At 63.8% G+C, this 18985-nt stretch carries 15 protein-coding genes and 1 pseudogene; 9 read left to right on the forward strand and 7 right to left on the reverse strand.

What is annotated here, in order from left to right:
- Window position 1: 1 nt before the first annotated feature.
- Together PMI42_RS06125 and PMI42_RS06130 are read right to left on the reverse strand one after the other, a co-directional pair.
- Window positions 2–400, reverse strand: a complete 399-nt coding sequence (locus tag PMI42_RS06125) for an MAPEG family protein (protein ID WP_008131606.1) — start codon at window positions 398–400, stop codon at window positions 2–4.
- Window positions 401–483: 83 nt separating this feature from the next.
- A complete protein-coding gene (locus PMI42_RS06130; protein WP_008131607.1) occupies window positions 484–2304 on the reverse strand; it encodes a PHA/PHB synthase family protein in 1821 nt (606 codons plus the stop codon).
- Between the two features lie 252 nt (window positions 2305–2556).
- On the opposite strand from PMI42_RS06130, the gene PMI42_RS06135 reads away from it, so the two are divergent.
- The 4 genes from PMI42_RS06135 to glpX all read left to right on the forward strand — a co-directional run bounded on the left by PMI42_RS06135 (window position 2557) and on the right by glpX (window position 6736).
- A complete protein-coding gene (locus PMI42_RS06135) occupies window positions 2557–2832 on the forward strand; it encodes a hypothetical protein (protein WP_008131608.1) in 276 nt (91 codons plus the stop codon).
- Between the two features lie 238 nt (window positions 2833–3070).
- Window positions 3071–4291, forward strand: coding sequence for an LL-diaminopimelate aminotransferase (locus PMI42_RS06140; RefSeq protein WP_008131609.1), 1221 nt, complete (start codon window positions 3071–3073; stop codon window positions 4289–4291).
- A gap of 30 nt (window positions 4292–4321) precedes the next feature.
- Window positions 4322–5638, forward strand: coding sequence for a homoserine dehydrogenase (locus PMI42_RS06145; RefSeq protein ID WP_008131610.1), 1317 nt, complete (start codon window positions 4322–4324; stop codon window positions 5636–5638).
- Window positions 5639–5734: 96 nt separating this feature from the next.
- Window positions 5735–6736 carry a class II fructose-bisphosphatase gene (glpX, locus tag PMI42_RS06150; protein ID WP_008131611.1) on the forward strand — a complete coding sequence of 334 codons (1002 nt, stop codon included), beginning with the start codon at window positions 5735–5737 and terminating at the stop codon, window positions 6734–6736.
- Between the two features lie 78 nt (window positions 6737–6814).
- Here the strand turns inward: glpX and PMI42_RS06155 are convergent, their stop codons facing one another.
- The gene (locus PMI42_RS06155; RefSeq protein WP_008131612.1) at window positions 6815–8011 is read right to left on the reverse strand and encodes a hypothetical protein; all 1197 of its coding nucleotides are present in this window, start codon (window positions 8009–8011) and stop codon (window positions 6815–6817) included.
- A 164-nt stretch (window positions 8012–8175) separates the two neighbouring features.
- On the opposite strand from PMI42_RS06155, the gene PMI42_RS06160 reads away from it, so the two are divergent.
- Entirely contained in the window at window positions 8176–8904 is a 729-nt protein-coding gene (locus tag PMI42_RS06160; RefSeq protein WP_008131615.1) for a haloacid dehalogenase type II, read from the forward strand.
- A 309-nt stretch (window positions 8905–9213) separates the two neighbouring features.
- Here PMI42_RS06160 and PMI42_RS06165 read toward each other — a convergent pair whose 3' ends face one another.
- Together PMI42_RS06165 and PMI42_RS06170 are read right to left on the reverse strand one after the other, a co-directional pair.
- On the reverse strand, window positions 9214–10131 hold the full coding sequence (locus PMI42_RS06165) for an O-antigen ligase family protein (protein ID WP_157195721.1): 918 nt from the start codon (window positions 10129–10131) through the stop codon (window positions 9214–9216).
- A gap of 396 nt (window positions 10132–10527) precedes the next feature.
- The gene (locus PMI42_RS06170; protein ID WP_008131622.1) at window positions 10528–10749 is read right to left on the reverse strand and encodes a hypothetical protein; all 222 of its coding nucleotides are present in this window, start codon (window positions 10747–10749) and stop codon (window positions 10528–10530) included.
- 78 nt (window positions 10750–10827) lie between these two features.
- On the opposite strand from PMI42_RS06170, the pseudogene PMI42_RS06175 reads away from it, so the two are divergent.
- Window positions 10828–11172: pseudogene (locus tag PMI42_RS06175) on the forward strand (TSUP family transporter); the annotation flags it as partial.
- Here PMI42_RS06175 and PMI42_RS40360 read toward each other — a convergent pair.
- The gene (locus tag PMI42_RS40360) at window positions 11160–11597 is read right to left on the reverse strand and encodes a hypothetical protein (RefSeq protein ID WP_240535212.1); all 438 of its coding nucleotides are present in this window, start codon (window positions 11595–11597) and stop codon (window positions 11160–11162) included. The pseudogene PMI42_RS06175 and the gene PMI42_RS40360 overlap by 13 nt on opposite strands.
- On the opposite strand from PMI42_RS40360, the gene PMI42_RS37420 reads away from it, so the two are divergent.
- The gene (locus PMI42_RS37420; protein WP_240535211.1) at window positions 11529–13775 is read left to right on the forward strand and encodes an Ig-like domain repeat protein; all 2247 of its coding nucleotides are present in this window, start codon (window positions 11529–11531) and stop codon (window positions 13773–13775) included. The two genes, PMI42_RS40360 and PMI42_RS37420, sit on opposite strands and share 69 nt — an antisense overlap.
- 8 nt (window positions 13776–13783) lie before the next feature.
- On the opposite strand, the gene PMI42_RS06185 is transcribed toward PMI42_RS37420, so the two are convergent.
- Window positions 13784–14359, reverse strand: coding sequence for a TetR/AcrR family transcriptional regulator (locus tag PMI42_RS06185; protein ID WP_008131628.1), 576 nt, complete (start codon window positions 14357–14359; stop codon window positions 13784–13786).
- A gap of 276 nt (window positions 14360–14635) precedes the next feature.
- On the opposite strand from PMI42_RS06185, the gene PMI42_RS06190 reads away from it, so the two are divergent.
- Window positions 14636–15841 carry an efflux RND transporter periplasmic adaptor subunit gene (locus PMI42_RS06190; RefSeq protein ID WP_035964671.1) on the forward strand — a complete coding sequence of 402 codons (1206 nt, stop codon included), beginning with the start codon at window positions 14636–14638 and terminating at the stop codon, window positions 15839–15841.
- Window positions 15842–15857: 16 nt separating this feature from the next.
- Window positions 15858–18985: efflux RND transporter permease subunit (locus PMI42_RS06195; protein ID WP_008131631.1), on the forward strand; the 3128-nt coding region annotated here is incomplete at its 3' end.

The raw sequence follows: 18985 nt of genomic DNA on the forward strand, positions 1-18985 counted from the left end.
TCTACAGCACCTTGAAGATCGCCACCGCTAGCACGGCTTGCGCGGCGAAGCCGACGGTGAAGGCCAGTGTGCGGAACACCGGGATTCCCAGCGCGTAGACGATCAGATGGGCGACGCGCGACCAGAAATAGACGGCGCAGGCGAGCACGGTCCATTTCGTGGAATAGTCGATCGCATTCAGAATCAGCACCAGCGGCGCGAACAGCACGAGGTTCTCGACCGCATTGTCATGCGCGAACATCAGGCGGTTCGCCCAGTCCGACTGCGGCTTGTCGTTGCGCGAGGGATTGGCCATGGCGCCGCCGAGCCCCCGAATCTGGCAGCGGTTGATGGTGTAGGGAATCCAGAGGATTCCGGTCAGGATCACCGTCAGTGTCAGCCAGAACAATTCACGCGTCATAACCCGGTCCCCTCATTCATCGCTGTGCTGAAAGCGAGCTTATACAAGCGCGCAAGATTGTGCCATGCGCAAGGAAGCTCCCGCTACGCGCGAACCCTGACATAGCTGCCGGGCGCGTCCTCGATCGGGGGCAGCGCCTCGGAGCCGACGCTGCGCGCCGGGACTTCCTCGGGATCGAGTTCGCCCAGCCATTGCCGCCAGTCCGGCCACCACGAGCCCTTGTGCTCGACCGCGCCCTTCATCCAATCGGCGACGCTGACGTCCTTGATGTTGTCGTTGGTCCAGTACTGGTACTTGTTCGATGCCGGCGGATTGACCACGCCCGCGATGTGCCCCGAGCCCGACAGCACATACTTCACCGGGCCGCCGAAGAATTGCGAGCCGTACAGCACCGACTCGGCCGGTGCGATGTGGTCCTCGCGGGTGGCGAGGTTGTAGACGGGCACCTTGACCTTGGAGAGATCGAGCAGCGTGTTGTCGAGCACCATCGTGCCCGCGGACAGCCGGTTCTCCAGGTAGCAGTTGCGCAAATAGTAGGAATGGTTCGACGCGGTCATGCGCGTCGCATCCGAATTCCAGTGCAGCAGGTCGAACGCGCTCGGCTGCTGGCCTTTCAGGTAGTTGCTGACGACATAGGACCAGATCAGATCGTTGGAGCGCAGCATGTTGAAGGCCATCGCCATCTTCGAGCCTTCGAGCACGCCGGATGCCTTCATGTCCTGCTCGAGCGATGCGATCTGTTCCTCGTCGACGAACACCAGCAGATCACCCGCATGGGTGAAGTCGACCTGGGCCGCGAAGAACGTCGCCGACGACACGCGCTGGCGGCGCTTCTCGGCGAGCCAGGCCAGCGTGGTCGCGAGCATGGTGCCGCCGACGCAATACCCGGCGGTGTGCACCTTCAGCTCGCCGGTGACCTTCTCGATCACGTCCATCGCCGTGAGCGGGCCTTCCTTCATGTAGTCTTCCCAGCTCTTGGCACCTAACCGCTTGTCGGGATTGACCCATGAGATCACGAACACGGTGATGCCCTGGTCGACGCACCACTTGATGTAGGATTTCTCCGGCTTGAGATCGAGAATGTAGAACTTGTTGATCCAGGGCGGCACGATCAGCAGCGGGGTACGCAGCACGTTCTCCGTGGTCGGAGAATACTGGATCAGCTGCATCATCTCGTTCTGGTAGATCACCTTGCCCGGCGTCGTCGCCATGTTGACGCCGACGACAAGATTGTCCGGGTTGGACTGGCGGATCTTCAGCATGCCCTTGCCGGCCGCGATGTCCTCGGCCAGCATGGTCAGACCGCGGGCGAGGTTCTCGCCGCTGCTGGCCACCGTCTCGCGCAGCACTTCCGGATTGGTCAGCACGAAGTTCGAGGGCGACAGCGCGTTGGTCAGCTGCTGCATGTAGAATTCCGCCTTGCGGCGGGTCTGCGCATCGAGCCCGTCGGCGTCGCGGACCAGCTCCTGCGCCCATTTGGTCGTGAGCAGATAGAGCTGCATCACGAAATCGAAGAACTGGTTCGACTTCCATTCCGGATCGGCAAAGCGCTTGTCGCGCGGCGAGGGCGCGATCGCGGGCGGGGCATCCTGGCCGGCCATGCGGCGCGCCGCCGAACCCCAGAGGTCGAGATAGTCCTTGGCGAGCTTGGTCTGGAGATCGGACGAACGCGACTGGTCCGACAGCCAGTATTCGGCGACCGAGGTGAAGGTCTTGACGACTTCGGCAAGCTCGGCCGGCGGGCGGTCCTGCACCTCGCCGCTCTCGCGGGGCTTGAGGTAGGCGGCCAGCGCCTTGCCGCCGCTCTCCATCGCCCGCGCGACGTTCATCGCGAAGGCTTCCGCATCGAACTTCGTCTCGGGCTTGTTGCCTGGCTTGGGCGTGTCGGTCGTGGCGGTACTCATGAGCAGAACAGTAACGATTCATTCCGTATTCGTCACCGCGAAGCTCGCATCTTTGGCGCTAAACACGCGCCAAGATGTGCTGCACTGCGACAAGGCTTCTTGGTTTTGTCACAATCAGGGTGCACCCACGGGGGCGTGGGCCTTGGATGTTTTCTCGCTCGTACCATTTGTGGGCAGCAATGGTTTGAGCTTGGGCGGGTTGTCGGGTTAGTCTCCGGCAGCTTGCATTGGGACGAGTAAGGGATTTCCCAGGTGTTGGCGTTGAGGGACCTGCAAAAGTCGCTGCCGATCCGCGGCGCGCTGCTGATGGCGGCGCTCATGCTGGGCGGCTGCTCGAGTCAGCTGGCTGACTACACACCCACCGATGCACAGGCCCATCCCAGGGAGCCCGGCACCTACCTCCCGGTGCACGATCTGCCGCCGGATCGCGACCAGGCGATCATTCCGCCGGACCAGCGTGCCAAGATCGAAGCCGAGCTTGCCGCCGCGCGCGACCGCCAGTCGGTTGCCGCAAAGGACGCCAAATAGCAGTCAGCCCGCAGGGCGCGGGCAGGGCGCTGCAAGGTAATCGCTGGCGCCTCCGTCTTGCCGTGCTAAAAGACCTCAGTTCAGCCGAGAGTCAGGGCGAACGACTTCAGCTCCTGTCGTTGAATATTGCTCTAAGCGTTTGATTTTGAGCGATTTTCGTAGAGGGGCGGGAGGCTGCTCGAATGGCCGTGATGGCCGCACGATTCTGTCCTGACGGGTGCCCGGAGCCCAGAGAGCCATGGAAGATTTTTACCGCATCCGTCGCCTTCCGCCTTACGTGTTCGAGCAGGTCAACCGGGCCAAGGCGGCCGCGCGGAATGCCGGCGCCGATATCATCGACCTCGGCATGGGCAATCCGGACCTGCCGGCGCCGGCGCATGTGCTGGAGAAGCTCAAGGAGACGCTCGGCAAGCCGCGCACCGACCGCTACTCGGCCTCCCGCGGCATTCCCGGCCTGCGCCGGGCCCAGGCCGCCTATTACGAGCGCCGGTTCGGCGTGAAGCTCAACCCCGATACCCAGGTGGTGGCCACCCTCGGCTCGAAGGAGGGCTTTGCCAACGTGGCCCAGGCGATCACCGCGCCCGGCGACGTGATCCTCTGTCCGAACCCGAGCTATCCGATCCATGCCTTCGGCTTCCTGATGGCGGGCGGCGTGATCCGCTCGGTGCCCTCGGAGCCGACGCCGCAATTCTTCGAGGCGGCGGAGCGGGCGATCGTGCATTCGATCCCCAAGCCGCTCGCGATGGTCGTCTGCTATCCCTCGAACCCGACCGCCTATGTCGCCAGCCTCGACTTCTACAAGGACCTCGTCGCCTTCGCGAAGAAGCACGAGATCCTGATCCTGTCGGACCTCGCCTATGCCGAGGTCTATTTCGACGAGGGCAACCCGCCGCCCTCGGTGCTGCAGGTGCCCGGTGCCATCGACGTCACCGTCGAGTTCACCTCGATGTCGAAGACCTATTCGATGGCCGGATGGCGCATGGGCTTTGCGGTCGGCAACGACCGCGTGATCGCGGCACTCGCCCGCGTCAAATCCTATCTCGATTACGGCGCCTTCACGCCGGTGCAGGTCGCCGCGACCGCCGCGCTGAACGGTCCCGACGATTGCATCAAGGAGATGCGCGACACCTATCGCAAGCGCCGCGACGCTCTGGTGGAATCGTTCGGCCGCGCCGGCTGGGAGATCCCGCCGCCGGAAGCCTCGATGTTCGCCTGGGTGCCACTGCCGGAGGCCTTCCGCAGCGTCGGCAGCATGCAGTTCGCAACCCTGATGGTGGAGAAATCCGGCGTCGCGGTCTCGCCCGGGGTCGGCTTCGGCGAGCATGGTGAAGGATATGTCCGCATCGCCATGGTGGAAAACGAGCAACGGATCAGGCAGGCCGCACGCGGCGTGCGCCGCTTCCTTGAAAGCGGCATCGAAACGTTGCACAACGTCGTTCCGCTCGCCAATCGGCGTTAAGTTCTCTTCCGACAGGTTTTCCAAAGCATCATGGTTGCACCCCTGAAAGTGGGCATAGCGGGGCTCGGCACCGTGGGCGCCGAAGTTGTCCGTTTGATTGAATCGCAGGCGCGCATGCTTGCGGGCCGCAGCGGCCGCGGCATTCGTGTCGTTGCGGTGACTGCGCGTTCGAAGGCGAAGAAGCGCGGCGTCGATCTGCGCGACGTCGAATGGGCCAAAGATCCGATGGCGCTGGCCACGCATCCCGGCATCGACTGCTTCGTCGAGCTGATGGGTGGTGCGGGCGATCCCGCGTTGTCCGCGGTGGAAGCTGCGCTGAATGCGGGCAAGTCCGTCGTCACCGCCAACAAGGCGTTGCTCGCCAAGCACGGCCTCAAGCTGGCGAAGGCCGCTGAAAAGCACGGCGGGGCGCTGAATTACGAGGCAGCGGTCGGCGCCGCGATCCCCGTCATCAAGACGTTGCGCGAGGGTCTTGCGGGAACCGGCATCAACCGCGTCTACGGCATCCTCAACGGCACCTGCAATTACATCCTGACCCGGATGGAGCAGGAAGGCCTGTCCTTTGCCGAATGTCTCAAGGATGCGCAGCGGCTCGGCTATGCCGAGGCCAATCCGTCCTTCGACGTCGACGGCCACGACACCGCGCAAAAACTCGCCATTCTCGCCAGCCTCGCTTTCGGCACGAAAGTTGCTCAAAGCGCGGTGTATGTCGAAGGTATCTCCTCCATCGCGCCGGAAGATCTGCGCGCCGCTGACGATCTCGGTTACCGGCTCAAGCTGCTCGGCGTTGCCGTTCGCACCGCCAAGGGCATCGAGCAGCGCGTGCATCCGACCATGGTTCCAAAATCCTCCTCGATCGCGCAGGTGATGGGTGTCACCAATGCGGTCACGATCGATGGCGAGGGCATTCCGCCGATCACGCTGGTCGGCCCCGGTGCCGGCGGCGCCGCGACCGCATCCGCCGTCGTCGCGGACATCGCCGACGTCGCCCGCGGCATCCGTGCCAATCCGTTCGGCCGGCCGATCGCCCAGCTGCGCGACACCAAGAAGGCGCCGATGGAGCGCCACGAGGGCGGCTACTACATCCGCCTCTTGGCGCGCGATTTCCCGGGCACTGCGGCCGCGATCGCGACCCGGCTCGCGGAGCAGAAGATTTCGATCGAGTCGATCGTGCAGCGCCACCCGAATGGCGGCGCTGCGCCTGCCGACGGCAAGGCGGTGCCCGTGCCCGTCATCCTGATCACCTATGCCACGCATGAGGACGCCGTGCGCCGCGCGCTCGCGGCCGTGCAGAAGGACAAGGTGATCAGCGGACGGCCGCAGGTGATCCGGATCGAGAAGAACTGAGCGTGAAACGCAGGACACGGTTCGAACGAACCGTGGGTGTTACGAGTTGATGCGGGCGGAGATTTCCGTCCCAAACTGTTTCGAAGGAGTTAGCCGATGTCGACCCATATTTCAGTCCCACCGCAGGCACTGCTCGAGCGCATTCTCACGCTGGAGATCGTGCGCGTGACGGAGCGGGCGGCAGTGTCGTCGGCGCGGCTGCGCGGGCACGGGCAAGAGAAGGCGGCCGACCAGGCCGCGGTGGACGCGATGCGGCGCGAGCTCAACAAGCTGCCGATCCAGGGCACCATCGTGATCGGCGAGGGCGAGCGCGACGAGGCGCCGATGCTGTTCATCGGCGAGAAGGTTGGCGTGAACGCTGGCCCCGAGGTCGACATCGCGGTCGACCCGCTCGAAGGCACCACGCTGTGCGCCAAGAACATGCCGGGCTCGATCGCCACCATGGCGATGGCCGACGGCGGCACGCTACTGCACGCCCCCGACGTTTACATGCAGAAGCTCGCGATCGGTCCCGGCTATGACAAGGGCGTCGTCGATCTCGACGCCTCTCCGGCCGACAACGTCCGCCGTCTCGCCAAGGCCAAGGGCGTCAAGCCTGACGGCATCACCGTTCTGGTGCTCGACCGTCCGCGTCATGCCAGCATCATCGAGAGCGTGCGCTCGACCGGCGCCGCCGTGCGCCTGATCACCGATGGTGACGTCGCCGGCGTGATTCACTGCGCCGACCCCGACAACACCGGCGTCGACATGTATCTCGGCACCGGCGGCGCGCCGGAAGGCGTGCTCGCGGCCGTGGCGCTGCGCTGCATCGGCGGCCAGATGCAGTGCCGCCTGATCCTCGATTCCGGCGAGAAGATCGAGCGCGCCGCCAAGATGGGCGTCAACGATCCCAAGATGATCTACGGCATCGAGGACATGGCGCGCGGCGACTGCCTGTTCGCCGCCACCGGCGTCACCACGGGCTCGCTGCTCTCAGGCGTGAAATTCCGCAAGGACGGCGTGATCGAGACGGAGACGGTCGTGATGCGCTCGGTGACCGGCACCGTGCGCTACATCAAGGCCGAGCACCGCGAGCTCGCGAAGTTCCATTTGGACTAAGACGGCAGCCGTCTCTCCTGCGATCGTCCGACCGCTCTGGTCGGGTGCGCCCCGCGGGCTTGATCCATCGACTGCCCGCTACGGACTGTGAGGCGGCGCGGGCATGAACAGGAACGCGTCGCACAAGGTCAGAGCCAGCTTAGCGGCCAGCTGAAGCTGGCCGACGTCATCGGCCCACGGTTGGAGAAAGGCTTTCGCGGAAGCCAGGTCTCCATTGGCGAGCGCGCGACGCGCGCTCGCGTCGGCCGTGGCATAGCTGTCGGTTGCCATCATGCCGGACAGCGCCTGCGAGAGGCCTTGATCAAAGCTCTCGAGGCGGACTTCCGATTGGTAGTGATCCGGCCTGAGCCTGATCTGGTTCTCGGCCTGTGCCGGATCGAAAAGCCCGACCTTGCCCAGCATGAGCAGCAGCGGATGATTCCGGGCGATGTCCGGGGGAATGATCGGATAGGTCCTGATTCTCCCCAGGCGATCATCAAGGGATGAGAATGAGACGACCGGCCCGATGTTGAAGCGCGAGCTGCGGTGGAGCACCGCGACGCGATGATCGATCTCGGAGTCGGCCTCGAACACCGCGCCGCTCTTCGGTCCGTCGTCCGGGCCGTTTCCGATGAGGTATGCCGAAAGCTGGGCGACGCGGGCGGTGACGCTGCGTTGATCGAGCCCATCCACCTCGAACTCGATCTCTCGTCCCGTGAACGCGGACAATCCGACCGTATAGGCGCCAATGGTCCTGCCCGTACGGTAGGGGACGATCTCGATCCACAATGCGAACGGTTGATCCGGATACGAGGCAAACGCGCTGCGTGATTGTTCCAGCCACATCTCGGGCGAACGGGCCACGTTTCCCCGCCAGACCACGGCGGCAACACCAGACAGCGCCGCGACCACGGCCCCCACAAAGGCTGTCGTGAGGTGCGCATTCTGGGCAAACCCCAGTGCCTTCGTTTCAGCATTGCTTTCGGCTGAGCCCATCGGTGCGACGACGAGGTGCGCGCGGTGGCGGCCCGCGGCGTCGAAGGCTTCCGGCCATAGCCAGGAGGCGCGCTGCCACAGTTGTTGATCGTAAGGTATCGGCGCCGGCATCATGAGGATCGTCATGAGATGGTCGCCGGCACGGATAAACATCGGGCCGTCATCACCGTCGCTGGGTGCGACCGGGCTTCGGCTCCACTCCGCGTCGGGATGACGAACGCGCAATGTCCGGATCAGCGCCGCCTCGTCGGGGAGGCGGGCCTCCTCAAGCAATATGTACGCGACAGGGATGGTCGTCATGGCGGATGCACGCGCGTCCCGACTGGTTCACGTGGTCACATCGCTCGTTGCGGACGAGCTTGACGTGGCGGACAACCGCTATTGTTGCATGGAAAGGATCATGCTTTAAAGCCCTCGATCTCACCCGGAGCCAACCGGGTGCAGGAAAATTCGCGGAGCGAAACATGACATCGACATCACAGCTCTCCGCCGTCAAAGCCCTGGTCTTCGACGTGTTCGGTACCGTCGTGGACTGGCGTACCAGCCTGATCACCGACTTCATGTGGTGGGCCAAAGGGCGCGGCATCACCGCCGACTGGACCGCCCTGGTCGACGGCTGGCGCGGCATGTACATGGCCTCGATGGACGACGTGCGCCAGCATCCCGAACGCGGCTATGTCATGCTCGACGATCTGCATCGCCGTTCGCTGGAGAAGCTGGTCGAGAAGTTCGAGATCAAGGGTCTCACCGACGCCGACCTCGATTATCTCACCAAGGGCTGGCACCGCCTCAATCCGTGGCCCGACAGCGTCGCAGGTCTGACCCGCCTCAAGACAAAGTTCGTGATCTCGCCGCTGTCGAACGGCAACGTTGCGCTGCTCACCAACATGGCAAAGTTCGCAGGCCTGCCGTGGGACCTCATTATGTCGGCCGAGCTGTTCGAGCACTACAAGCCCGATCCCGAGACCTATCTCGGCGCCGCAAAGCTACTCTGCCTCAAGCCGGAAGAGGTGATGATGGTCGCCGCCCACAATGGCGATCTCGCCGCCGCCCAGAAAAACGGGCTGAAGACCGCGTTCGTGGCACGGCCGACCGAGTACGGGCCGCTGCAGAAAGTGGACTTCGAAGCCACCGGGAATTGGGACATCGTCGCGAAGGACTTTGGCGGGGTCGCCGACAAGCTCGGCTGCTGATCCGTTCTCACGACATGCTGCTCGCCGTCAGGAACGCGACCAGGCCATCCACCAGCGCCTGAGAAACCAATTGGCACCACGAAAGATTTGCCAGTCAAGAGACTGAGATTACGCACATCGCCAGACTACTCCTACGGAAGCAGTTCGACCGAAACAGTTCAACGACGGACCACACGCAGGCGCTCTTGAACGTCTGGATTCCGATAAGAGCCCTTAGCGGCCCCGGGAATATGTGTCCAGATCGATACTGCCCCCCGTTAAACGGTGTTTGACGAACACTATTGGGGTTGTTCGGTTTTCACACCGTCCTTACGAAGACACTCGACGCATGGGCCGCCCGAGTGGAGCTGGCGGTGATGACGACTCCATGTTCGTTGCGTTCGAAACATCAACGCTTCGACGTCTGGTTACAACACTGATCAGCGCAATCGTGAACATCAGATACATTTGGATGATTGCGTCTCTATCCATCAAGCTGGTTTCCAGCAGATTGTGAGCGACGCAAAACGCGAGGAATGACATGAGCAGCGCACCTTGGGAGCGGCTGATATCCAAACTCGAGAGAAGATTTCGGAGTGGAACCACTACCACAGCGATGACGGCCAGCACCAATCCGGGAAGGCCAGTCTGCGCAAGCAGATCAAGGTAGCCATTATGTCCAATCGACACTAGCGCGACCCAATCTGTCTCCTTCACATAATGAAAGACTGGGGTCCGGTTGCCACCGATATTCCAAAACGAACCATAGCCCGAGCCCAGAAGCCAATTGTCCTTCCAGTAAGCGACCAAGACGCTCCAAATTTGAACCCGCCCCGTGAAAGCATCGGGGCGGCTAAAGATTGCAACGATCTCGCTCCAAAAGCCGATGGCCAGGCCGACAGCGATCAGTCCCGCTATCGCGAGTGCAGGCACAAGCAGGATTCGAAAGCGCGGATTGTAGTTCTGAAATAGCCAACCTGCTGCCAAGCCTAGGAGCAAAAGGCCATAAGAAGTCTTGGCATGTGTAAAATAGAGAAAGACGAGGCTACCCAGCACAACAGCGAACCGCACCCAAGTTTTGATGGTTCTCGCGTCAAACACAAAAGCGAAAATTGTTAGAGCACAGACGGCGCCAGCGAAGTTTTTCTGGACCATCACGCCTTTCCAGTTGCCTATCAATTCAGGATCGAGACCAAAACCTTCAATATCAAGTTGTTGATGGATCCCTATCGACGGCAATGCAATCACGCATAAGGCACGCTAAGGCACCCCAGGCCACCAAATCTTCCATCAGAAAAAATTCCCGAAAAAATTCTCCCTATCGGAAGTTGCGCGGAGCGATCAACCCCGGGTTGATACGGGCGGCGGTACCATAATGGGGCCGAAACGGCATACACGTCCAAATCGGGACAATGTGACGCACTATACTAAAGGTTACTTACCGACGTTAACCGCCAACCGCCGCCACGAAGTTGTCTACGACGGGGACAATCCGACGGCAGGCTTCGCTATTGCCGTGGGTGGCGTCGGTCTCGAGCACGCTGCAAACATCGATCACGCCCGCGAGTTGTAGGTCACCGCGGGACCGCGCAGCGCGTTGTTGAAGTTGACGCGCTCTGTGTTGGAGCCGGCGCCGACTGTCGTCTAGTTCGCGGCGGACCAGCTGTCCGTGCTCGATGTCGCTGGCGTGATGGTGCCGTCGAACACCTTTGCGTTCGGGAAGTAACTAGCGATCGTCAGACGATCGGCGATCAGCTGCGCCGCGGTGCGGCCGCCCGTGAAAATGTCGATCGTGCCGCAACCGAGGAACAGGCGCGTGACGTCGGCATCCTGACCCAACTGGACGCGGTTGGCGTGCGAGACCACAAATTTCTGCGCCGATCACCCGTGCAGCCGTACTGGTTGGTCGGGCCCCATTTCGCTAAGCCTCGGCCGAGAACCTGATCTTCGGGTGTCACGACGATGGTCGCGCATTCCGGCGGGCCACCGCTGGCGATGTATTTGCTGCCGCTCGGCCTCGGCAAGGAGGTCTATGCCGGCACGACCAGCCTGTTCTTCACGGTCGGCAATGCGACCAAGGCGGTGCCGTGGCTGCTGCTGGTGCGGCCGTCAGGCCATGTCTGGATCGTGATGGCGGCGTGCCTGCTCGCGATCCCTAGCGGCGTCTGGCTCGGTTGGCGGCTGCACGGACGGCTCGACCAGCAACAGATCTACCGTGCCTGCTACGGCCTGCTGGTGGTCACCGCGCTAAAACTGTTGTGGGACGGTGTGTCCGGCTATCTCGCCTGATCCTCGTGCACGCAGAACATCGCGATCGCCAGATCGATCCGCTTGTCGAGCTGGCGGCGGTTGAGATCGGTGTCCGATCTCGTCGCCTTGTGCGGGGGCTGCGGAAAAAATGCACCTTGACGCAAACGGCCGTTCACAATTTGTGACCTGCCCGCAACATGGGTTCCCAAATCGTGACATCGGAAACGTTCCGACGCTCTCGTGGTCTTGGCATCGGATTTGCTGACCGCCATACCGGGTGCAGGTGATTTGCAAGCCTTTTGCTGGTCACGGGAATGGGGGAATGGGTGCAGTTTCTTGGGAAGGCGCTGCTTCGCGCAGCCATTGCTGCTGCATCGCTCCTTCTGGCCCCATCCGTGTCTGCCTTCGCGCAGACGGCCGACCTGTCGATCTCTGTCACTGACGGCCATTTCCTTGTCGTTCAAGGCCGCGCAAATACCTACACCATCACGGTGGGTAATGCTGGCCCTGACGCTGCCATCGGCGCGACGGTCGTGGATACCTTGCCTGCGGATCTGACGCTCGCGACCTGGACCTGCGTCGGGGCAGGAGGGGGGACCTGTGCGGCGTCGGGATCCGGCAACATCAACGATACGGTCGATCTTCCCGTCGGTGGGACCCTCACTTACACGCTCAACACCACGATTTCACCGTCGGCTTCGACAAGCGCCAATCTGAGCAATACCGCGACCGTGTCAGCCCCCGCCGGCGTTACTGACCCAGACCCGAGCAACAATTCAGGCACGGATAATGATCTCGTCGGTGCCGGAGTCGATCTCGTCATCAACATGACGGACAGCGTCACCAGCGTGACCGCAGGGGGGACGACCACCTACACCATCGTTGCGAGCAATGCCGGTCCCAACGGGGCAGACGCGACTGTTACGGATACCTTGCCCGCGGCGTTGACGGGCGCCACATGGACCTGCATCGGAGCGGGCGGGGCCGCATGTACCGCGTCCGGGTCCGGCAATATCAACGATGCGACGGTCACCCTTCCCGCGGGCAGCAGCGTGACCTACACGGTCTCGGCAACCATTTCGCCGGCCGCAAGTGGAACGTTGAGCAATACTGCGACCGTGTCCATCCGGACCGCGTTTCTGAACGAATCCAATACCGCAAATAACAGCGCCACCGACAACGATACGATCGTGCCCATTTCCGGAACCGCGACGGCGCTCAATTCCAGCAGCAATCCCAGTCGTCTCGGAGAGCCCGTGACCTTCACCGCAACGGTGACGAGCGGTGCGGGAACGCCGGCCGGAACGGTCACCTTCAAGGACGGCGCAACGGTGATCGGCACGGCTGCGCTGTCCGCCGGTGTCGCCAGTTTCGCGACGTCTGCCCTGACGCGCGGATCGCATGCGATCACCGCGAGCTACGGCGGAGGCGTCGGCTTCTCGGCAAGCGTTTCGGCCGCGCTTCAGCAATCGGTCGGCGATCCCCTGGACAGTCTCAAGCTGCGCGCGATGCAGGTGATCGCAGCACCCGTCGTTGCGCAGACCTCAGGTCAGGCCATCAGCGGTGCAATCAACAGTGCGATCAACGACGCGTTCGCGGGCAACGGTTCGCCCGTGACGATGAACGGCGGCGGTGTGCGCTTCAATTTCGCGGCTGAGACACCGGATGCCGGCGACCCGGCAGGAGCGGGACTCCCGCCGAACGCAATGGCGTTGTCCGCGGATCCTGCCGCGCGGCCCAGCGCGTCTCCGGCCCGCATCGACAACGCCTTCGACGCCCTGGCTTACGCTGCGCCTGTCAAGGCGACGCCCTTGAGGAAGACTTCGCCGGACTGGTTCGGTTGGGCCGAGGTGCGCGGTGCCGTGCTCGATCACTGGTCGGCACCGGTGCTCGGTGCGCCCGCAACGGCCTCGACCTTGTATGGAAACCAGGTCAATTTGCTGGCCGGTCTGACCTGGAAGGCGACGCCTGTCCTCGCGATCGGCGCGCTCGGCGGCTACGAGACCTTCGATTATCGCTCCGACGCGCTCCAGGGGCGCCTCCAGGGCGATGGCTGGACGGTCGGCTCTTATCTCGGTTGGCTGATGGCCGCCAACCTGCGTCTCGACGCCGGTGTCGCCTATTCGGGCATTGGCTATGATGGTTCTTCCGGACTCGCTGCAGCCAATTTCACCGGCCATCGGCTTCTTGTCACCGGAGGTTTCACCGGGACCTACGCAACGATGGGCTGGCAACTCGAGCCATCGCTGCGCGTCTACGCGTTGTGGGAGCATGAAGACGCCTACACCGACACGCTCGGGACGCAGCAGGTGGCGCGCAATTTCTCGACCGGCCGCGCCAGCGCCGGTGCAAAGGTCGCCTATCCCTTCACGATATCGCCGGGCACCCAGATCGCGCCTTATGCCGGTGTCTACAGCGATTACTATTTCAATCGCGACGACGCAGCGCAGCTCCTGGTGCTCGGGGCGGTTCCGACGGTCTACGCGCTCGACGGCTGGTCGGCACGCGCCGTGGGCGGCGTCACGGCGCAGTTTGCCAATGGTGGGCAGCTCGCGCTCGGCGCCGAGCGCGCGGGTCTTGGCGGCAATGTGGGTCTGTGGACCTACCGCGCCCGCGCATCGGTCCCGTTCGGGGCCCAATAGCGCTCCGGCTATCTCGCCTGATCCTCGCCCGCGCAGAACATCGCAATCGCAAGATCAATCCGCTTGTCCAGCGCACGGCGGTTGAGCTTGAATCCCTCGTCGGTCAGCAGCCTGAAATGATCGTGGCTGAACACCATGCCGAGCAGCATTTCGGAGACGACGCGGAGCGACACGCCCTCGAGGCGCGGCTCCAGGCGTACGGTCTTGAGCAGGTCTGCGACGTCGTCCGTGCCGGTCTCCATGATCACCTCCGCGAACATGCGGCCGAGGCCCGGTGAGGCCTGACGCTCGCCGATGATCAGCCGATGCAGCGCGATCTCGCCGGGTGCCAGCGCTACGTCCGCAACGCGCCGGAGTGCTGTCCGGAGCTGCATCGTCGGCGATCCTGTCAATGGAGGGTTGGCGAAGTGCGCCTCGGGGAGGCTGCGCAGCAGCATCGCGCGGAACAGCTCGGTCTTGCTTTCGAACAGTTTGTAGAGCGTCTTCTTCGACATGCCGGCAGCGCCGGCGATGTCGTCCATCGTCGTTGCGGCAAAGCCCTTGCTGGTGAAGGTGTCCTTGGCCGCCGCCAGCAACTGCGACATGCGCGCATCCGGAGCCGAATGGTTAAGGTTTCGTTGCGACGAGGCGCTGCCGCCGGCGCGCCCGGGAGTCTCCGCTGTTTTCGCCATATCAGACCCCGCCGCCGAATGTGAGCCGCTTCACGACTGCTTGAACCGGAATACGACACGACCCTAGCACTTGACTTCGGGAATGGAAACTACCAAGTTTCCTGATGGAAACCGAAGAGTTTCCGAATGTTTCTGTTGCCGCGATTTCGCCTTGGGCCGGTCCGCAACATCATCACATGGATCGTCATCATGTCTGCCCCGATCGTCCGCACCGTTCCGTTACTTGCCCTGCTGTCGCTCGCGGCCTGCGGCGAGCAGAGCCAGCCGCCGGTCGCGCAGCAGACGGCGCCGGAGGTCGGCGTCCTCATCCTGAAGCCGCAGGAGGCGAAGATCTCGACCGTCCTGCCGGGGCGCGTCGTCGCCTACCAGACCTCCGAGGTCCGGCCGCAGGTCACGGGAATCCTGCTCAAGCGCGACTTCGTGGAAGGCACCGAAGTGAAGGAGGGCGACCTGCTCTATGAAATCGATCCCGTCCAGTACAAGGCCGCGCTCGCCAGTGCCGAGGCGGCGGTGCAGCGGGCCGAGGCCACGGTCGTCAGCGTGAAGCTGAAGGCCCAGCGCAAGACCCAGCTTCTGCAGACCAATGCCGCGAGCCAGCAGGACGTTGACGATGCCGTTGCCGCCTACAAGCAGGGCGAGGCCGATCTGAGCGCCGCGCAGGCCAATCGCGACACCGCCGCGATCTCGCTGGATCGCACCAAGGTCACGGCGTCGATCTCGGGCCGGATCGGCAAGTCGACGATCACGCCCGGCGCGCTGGTCACCGCGAGCCAGGCGACCGCGATGACCACGATCCAGCAGCTCGATCCTGTCTATGTCGATCTCGACCAGTCGACCTCGGAGATGGAGCGCCTGCGCGGCCAGCTCGCGGGCGGAAAGCTCAGGCGGCCGGACGAGGGCGTGCAGGTCGAGCTCCTGATGGAGAGCGGCAAAACCTATGGCCACAAGGGCAAATACGGCTTCACCGATGCGAGCGTCAACGAGAGCACCGGCTCGGTCTCCTCGCGCGCGATCTTCGCCAATCCCGAGCGGGCGCTGCTGCCCGGCATGTATGTGCGCGCCCGCGTCGTTGCCGGCGTCGATCCGGACGCGATCCTGGTGCCGCAGCGGGCGGTCTCGCGCAACCCGCTGGGACAGGCGGTCGCGATGTTCGTCGACAAGGACGGCAAGATCGAGCAGCGCACGCTGGATCTCGGCGAGGACGTCGATGGCAACTGGCTGGTGCAGTCGGGCGCCAGGGCGGGCGACCGCCTTGTCGTCGATGGCACGCAGAAGGCGCGGCCCGGCGCGGCCGTAAAGACCGTCGAGGTCGCGGTGGATCCGGCCACCGGCCTGACGGTGAACCCGACGCGGCAGGCCGATGCGCGGCCGACGCCCGCGACAGCTGAGCAGTAAGCGCCGAGTCATCATCATGTCGCATTTCTTCATCAAGCGGCCGATCTTCGCCTGGGTCATCGCCATCCTGATCATGCTGGGCGGCGTGCTCGCGATCATGCGCCTGCCGATCGCGCAATATCCGCAGATTGCCCCGACCGTCGTCACGATCACGGCGACCTATCCCGGCGCCAATGCCGAGACCGCGGAGAATTCGGTGACCAAGGTCATCGAGCAGAACATGACCGGTCTCGACTATCTCCAGTACATGTCCTCGTCGAGCACCTCGACAGGTGTCGTGTCGATTTCGCTGACCTTCACCAACTCGGCCGACGCCGACATCGCCCAGGTGCAGGTGCAGAACAAGCTGCAGCTCGCCACCCCGCTGCTGCCGCAGGTGGTGCAGCAGCAGGGCATCAAGGTCGTGAAGTCGTCGTCGAGCTTTTTGATGGTGCTCGGCTTCGTCTCCGAGGACGGTCGGCTCAGCGCCAGCGACATCGCCGACTACGTCGCGTCCTCGATCAACGATCCGATCAGCCGCGTGGCCGGCGTCGGTCAGGTGCAGCTGTTCGGCTCCGAATACGCCATGCGGATCTGGCTCGACCCCGACAAGCTCGCCAAATACAACCTGATGCCGGGCGACGTCACCGCGGCGATCCAGGCCCAGAACACGCAGGTGACGGCCGGACAGCTCGGCGGCCTGCCGTCGGTCAGCGGCCAGCAGCTCAACGCCACCATCACCTCGCAGAGCCGCCTCCAGACCGTCGGCCAGTTCAAGGACATCATCCTGCGAACTGCCTCATCCGGCCAGACGGTGCGCATCGGCGACGTCGCGCGCGTCGAGCTCGGGTCGAAGTCCTACGATTCGACGGCGCGCTATAACGGCAAGCCGGCTTCGGGCATGGGCATCAGCCTTGCAACCGGCGCCAATGCGGTTGCGACCTCCGAAGCCGTGAAGACGCGCATTGCCCAGCTCACGGCCACCATGCCTGAGGGGCTGCGCGTCATCTATCCCTATGACACCACGCCGTTCGTCAAGCTGTCGATCGAGAAGGTGATCCATACGCTGTTCGAGGCGATCGCGCTCGTCTTCGTCGTGATGTTCGTGTTCCTGCAAAGCTGGCGCGCCACCATCATTCCGACCATCGCCGTTCCCGTGGTGCTGCTCGGGACCTTCGGCGTGCTCTCGCTTGCGGGCTATTCGATCAACACCCTGACGATGTTCGCGATGGTGCTGGCGATCGGCCTCTTGGTCGACGACGCCATCGTCGTGGTCGAGAACGTCGAGCGGGTGATGGTCGAGGAGCATCTGTCCCCGCGCGAGGCGACCGAGAAGTCCATGCGCGAGATCACCGGCGCGCTGGTCGGGATCGGCGTCGTGCTCTCGGCCGTGTTCATTCCCATGGCGTTCTTCAACGGCTCGGTGGGCATCATCTACCGGCAGTTCGCGCTCACCATCGTCACGGCGATGCTGCTCTCGGTGCTGGTGGCGCTCGTGCTGACGCCGGCTTTGTGCGCCACGATCCTGAAGCCGCCGAAGCATCACGGCGCGCAGCGCGGCTTCTTCGCCCTGTTCAACCGCGGCTTCGACCGCATGGCCGATGGCTATCAGCGCGGCGCGGGCGTCGCGATCAAGCGCGTCGCTGGGATGCTGATGGCTTTCGTGGCGATCGTCGCCGCCATGGTGTTCCTGTTCCAGCGGCTGCCGAGCTCGTTCCTGCCCGAAGAGGACCAGGGCACGATCATGACCCTGATCCAGCTTCCGGTCGGCGCCACCTCGGCGCGCACGCTCGATGTCATCAAGCAGGTCGAGCATCAATATCTCGCCAACGAGAAGGATGCCGTGGAAGGCGTGTTCGCGGTCAGCGGCTACAGCTTCGCGGGCCAGGGCCAGAACGTCGGATTGGCCTTCGTCAGCCTGAAGCCGTTCGACGCGCGCAAGCATCAGGCAACGTCGGCGCAAGCCGTGGTCGGCCGCGCCATGGGGGCGTTCGCAAAAATCCGCGACGCGATGGTGTTTGCGGTGCTGCCGCCCTCGATTCCCGGATTTGGCAATGCGGGTGGCTTCGACCTCTATCTCCAGGACACCGGCGGCAACGGTCACGAGGCGCTGATCAAGGCGCGTAACCAGCTGCTCGGCCAGTTGGCTGCCGACAAGCGCGTGGCGCAGGCGCGTCCGAATGGTCAGGACGATACGCCGCAATTCAATCTCGACGTCGATCAGGCCAAGGCCACGGCCCTCGGCGTGAATCTGAGCGACCTCAACACCACGCTGTCCGCGGCGTGGGGCGGCGCCTATGTCAACGACTTCATCGACCGCGGCCGCGTCAAGCAGGTCTATGTCCAGAGCGATGCGCCGTTCCGCATGGATACCAGCGATATCGGCCGCTGGTACGTCCGCAATGCGTCGGGCTCGATGGTGCCGTTCTCGGCGCTGGCGACCAATCGCTGGAGCTTCGGCTCGCCGCGCCTCGAGCGCTACAACGGCGTCGCGGCCGTCGAGCTCCAGGGTCAGGCCGGGCAGGGCATCAGCTCGGGCGTCGCCATGCAGGCGGTGGAGGAGCAGATGGCCAGGCTCCCGAAGGGCTACGGCCACGAATGGACCGGCCTGTCGTTCCAGGAGCGGCTCACCGGCAGCCAGACGCTGTATCTCTATTCGATCTCGCTGCTGATCGTCTTCCTCAGCCTTGCCGCGCTCTACGAGAGCTGGTCGGTGCCGTTCGCGGTGATGCTGACGGTGCCGATCGGCGTGCTCGGTGCGCTGGTCGGAGCCACACTGTTCAGCCAGGCCAACGACGTCTATTTCCAGGTCGGCCTGCTCACCACGATCGGTCTTGCCTCGAAGAACGCGATCCTGATCGTCGAATTCGCGCTGGAGCAGATCGCAGCCGGCCGCAGCCTCGTCGAGGCCACGCTGCACGCGGCGCGGCAGCGCCTGCGCCCGATCCTGATGACGTCGCTCGCCTTCATCCTCGGCGTGCTGCCGCTGGCGGTGGCGACAGGCGCGGGCTCGGCCAGCCAGAACGCGGTCGGCATCGGCGTTGCCGGCGGCATGATCGCGGCGACCGTGCTCGGCATCTTCTTCGTGCCTGCGCTGTTCGTCCTGGTCCGGCGGATTTTCCCGGGCGCGCGGACGGACGAAGCCGCCTCAACGTCTCCCCCCGC

It is taken from the genome of Bradyrhizobium sp. YR681, from assembly GCF_000282615.1.
Classification (GTDB): domain Bacteria; phylum Pseudomonadota; class Alphaproteobacteria; order Rhizobiales; family Xanthobacteraceae; genus Bradyrhizobium.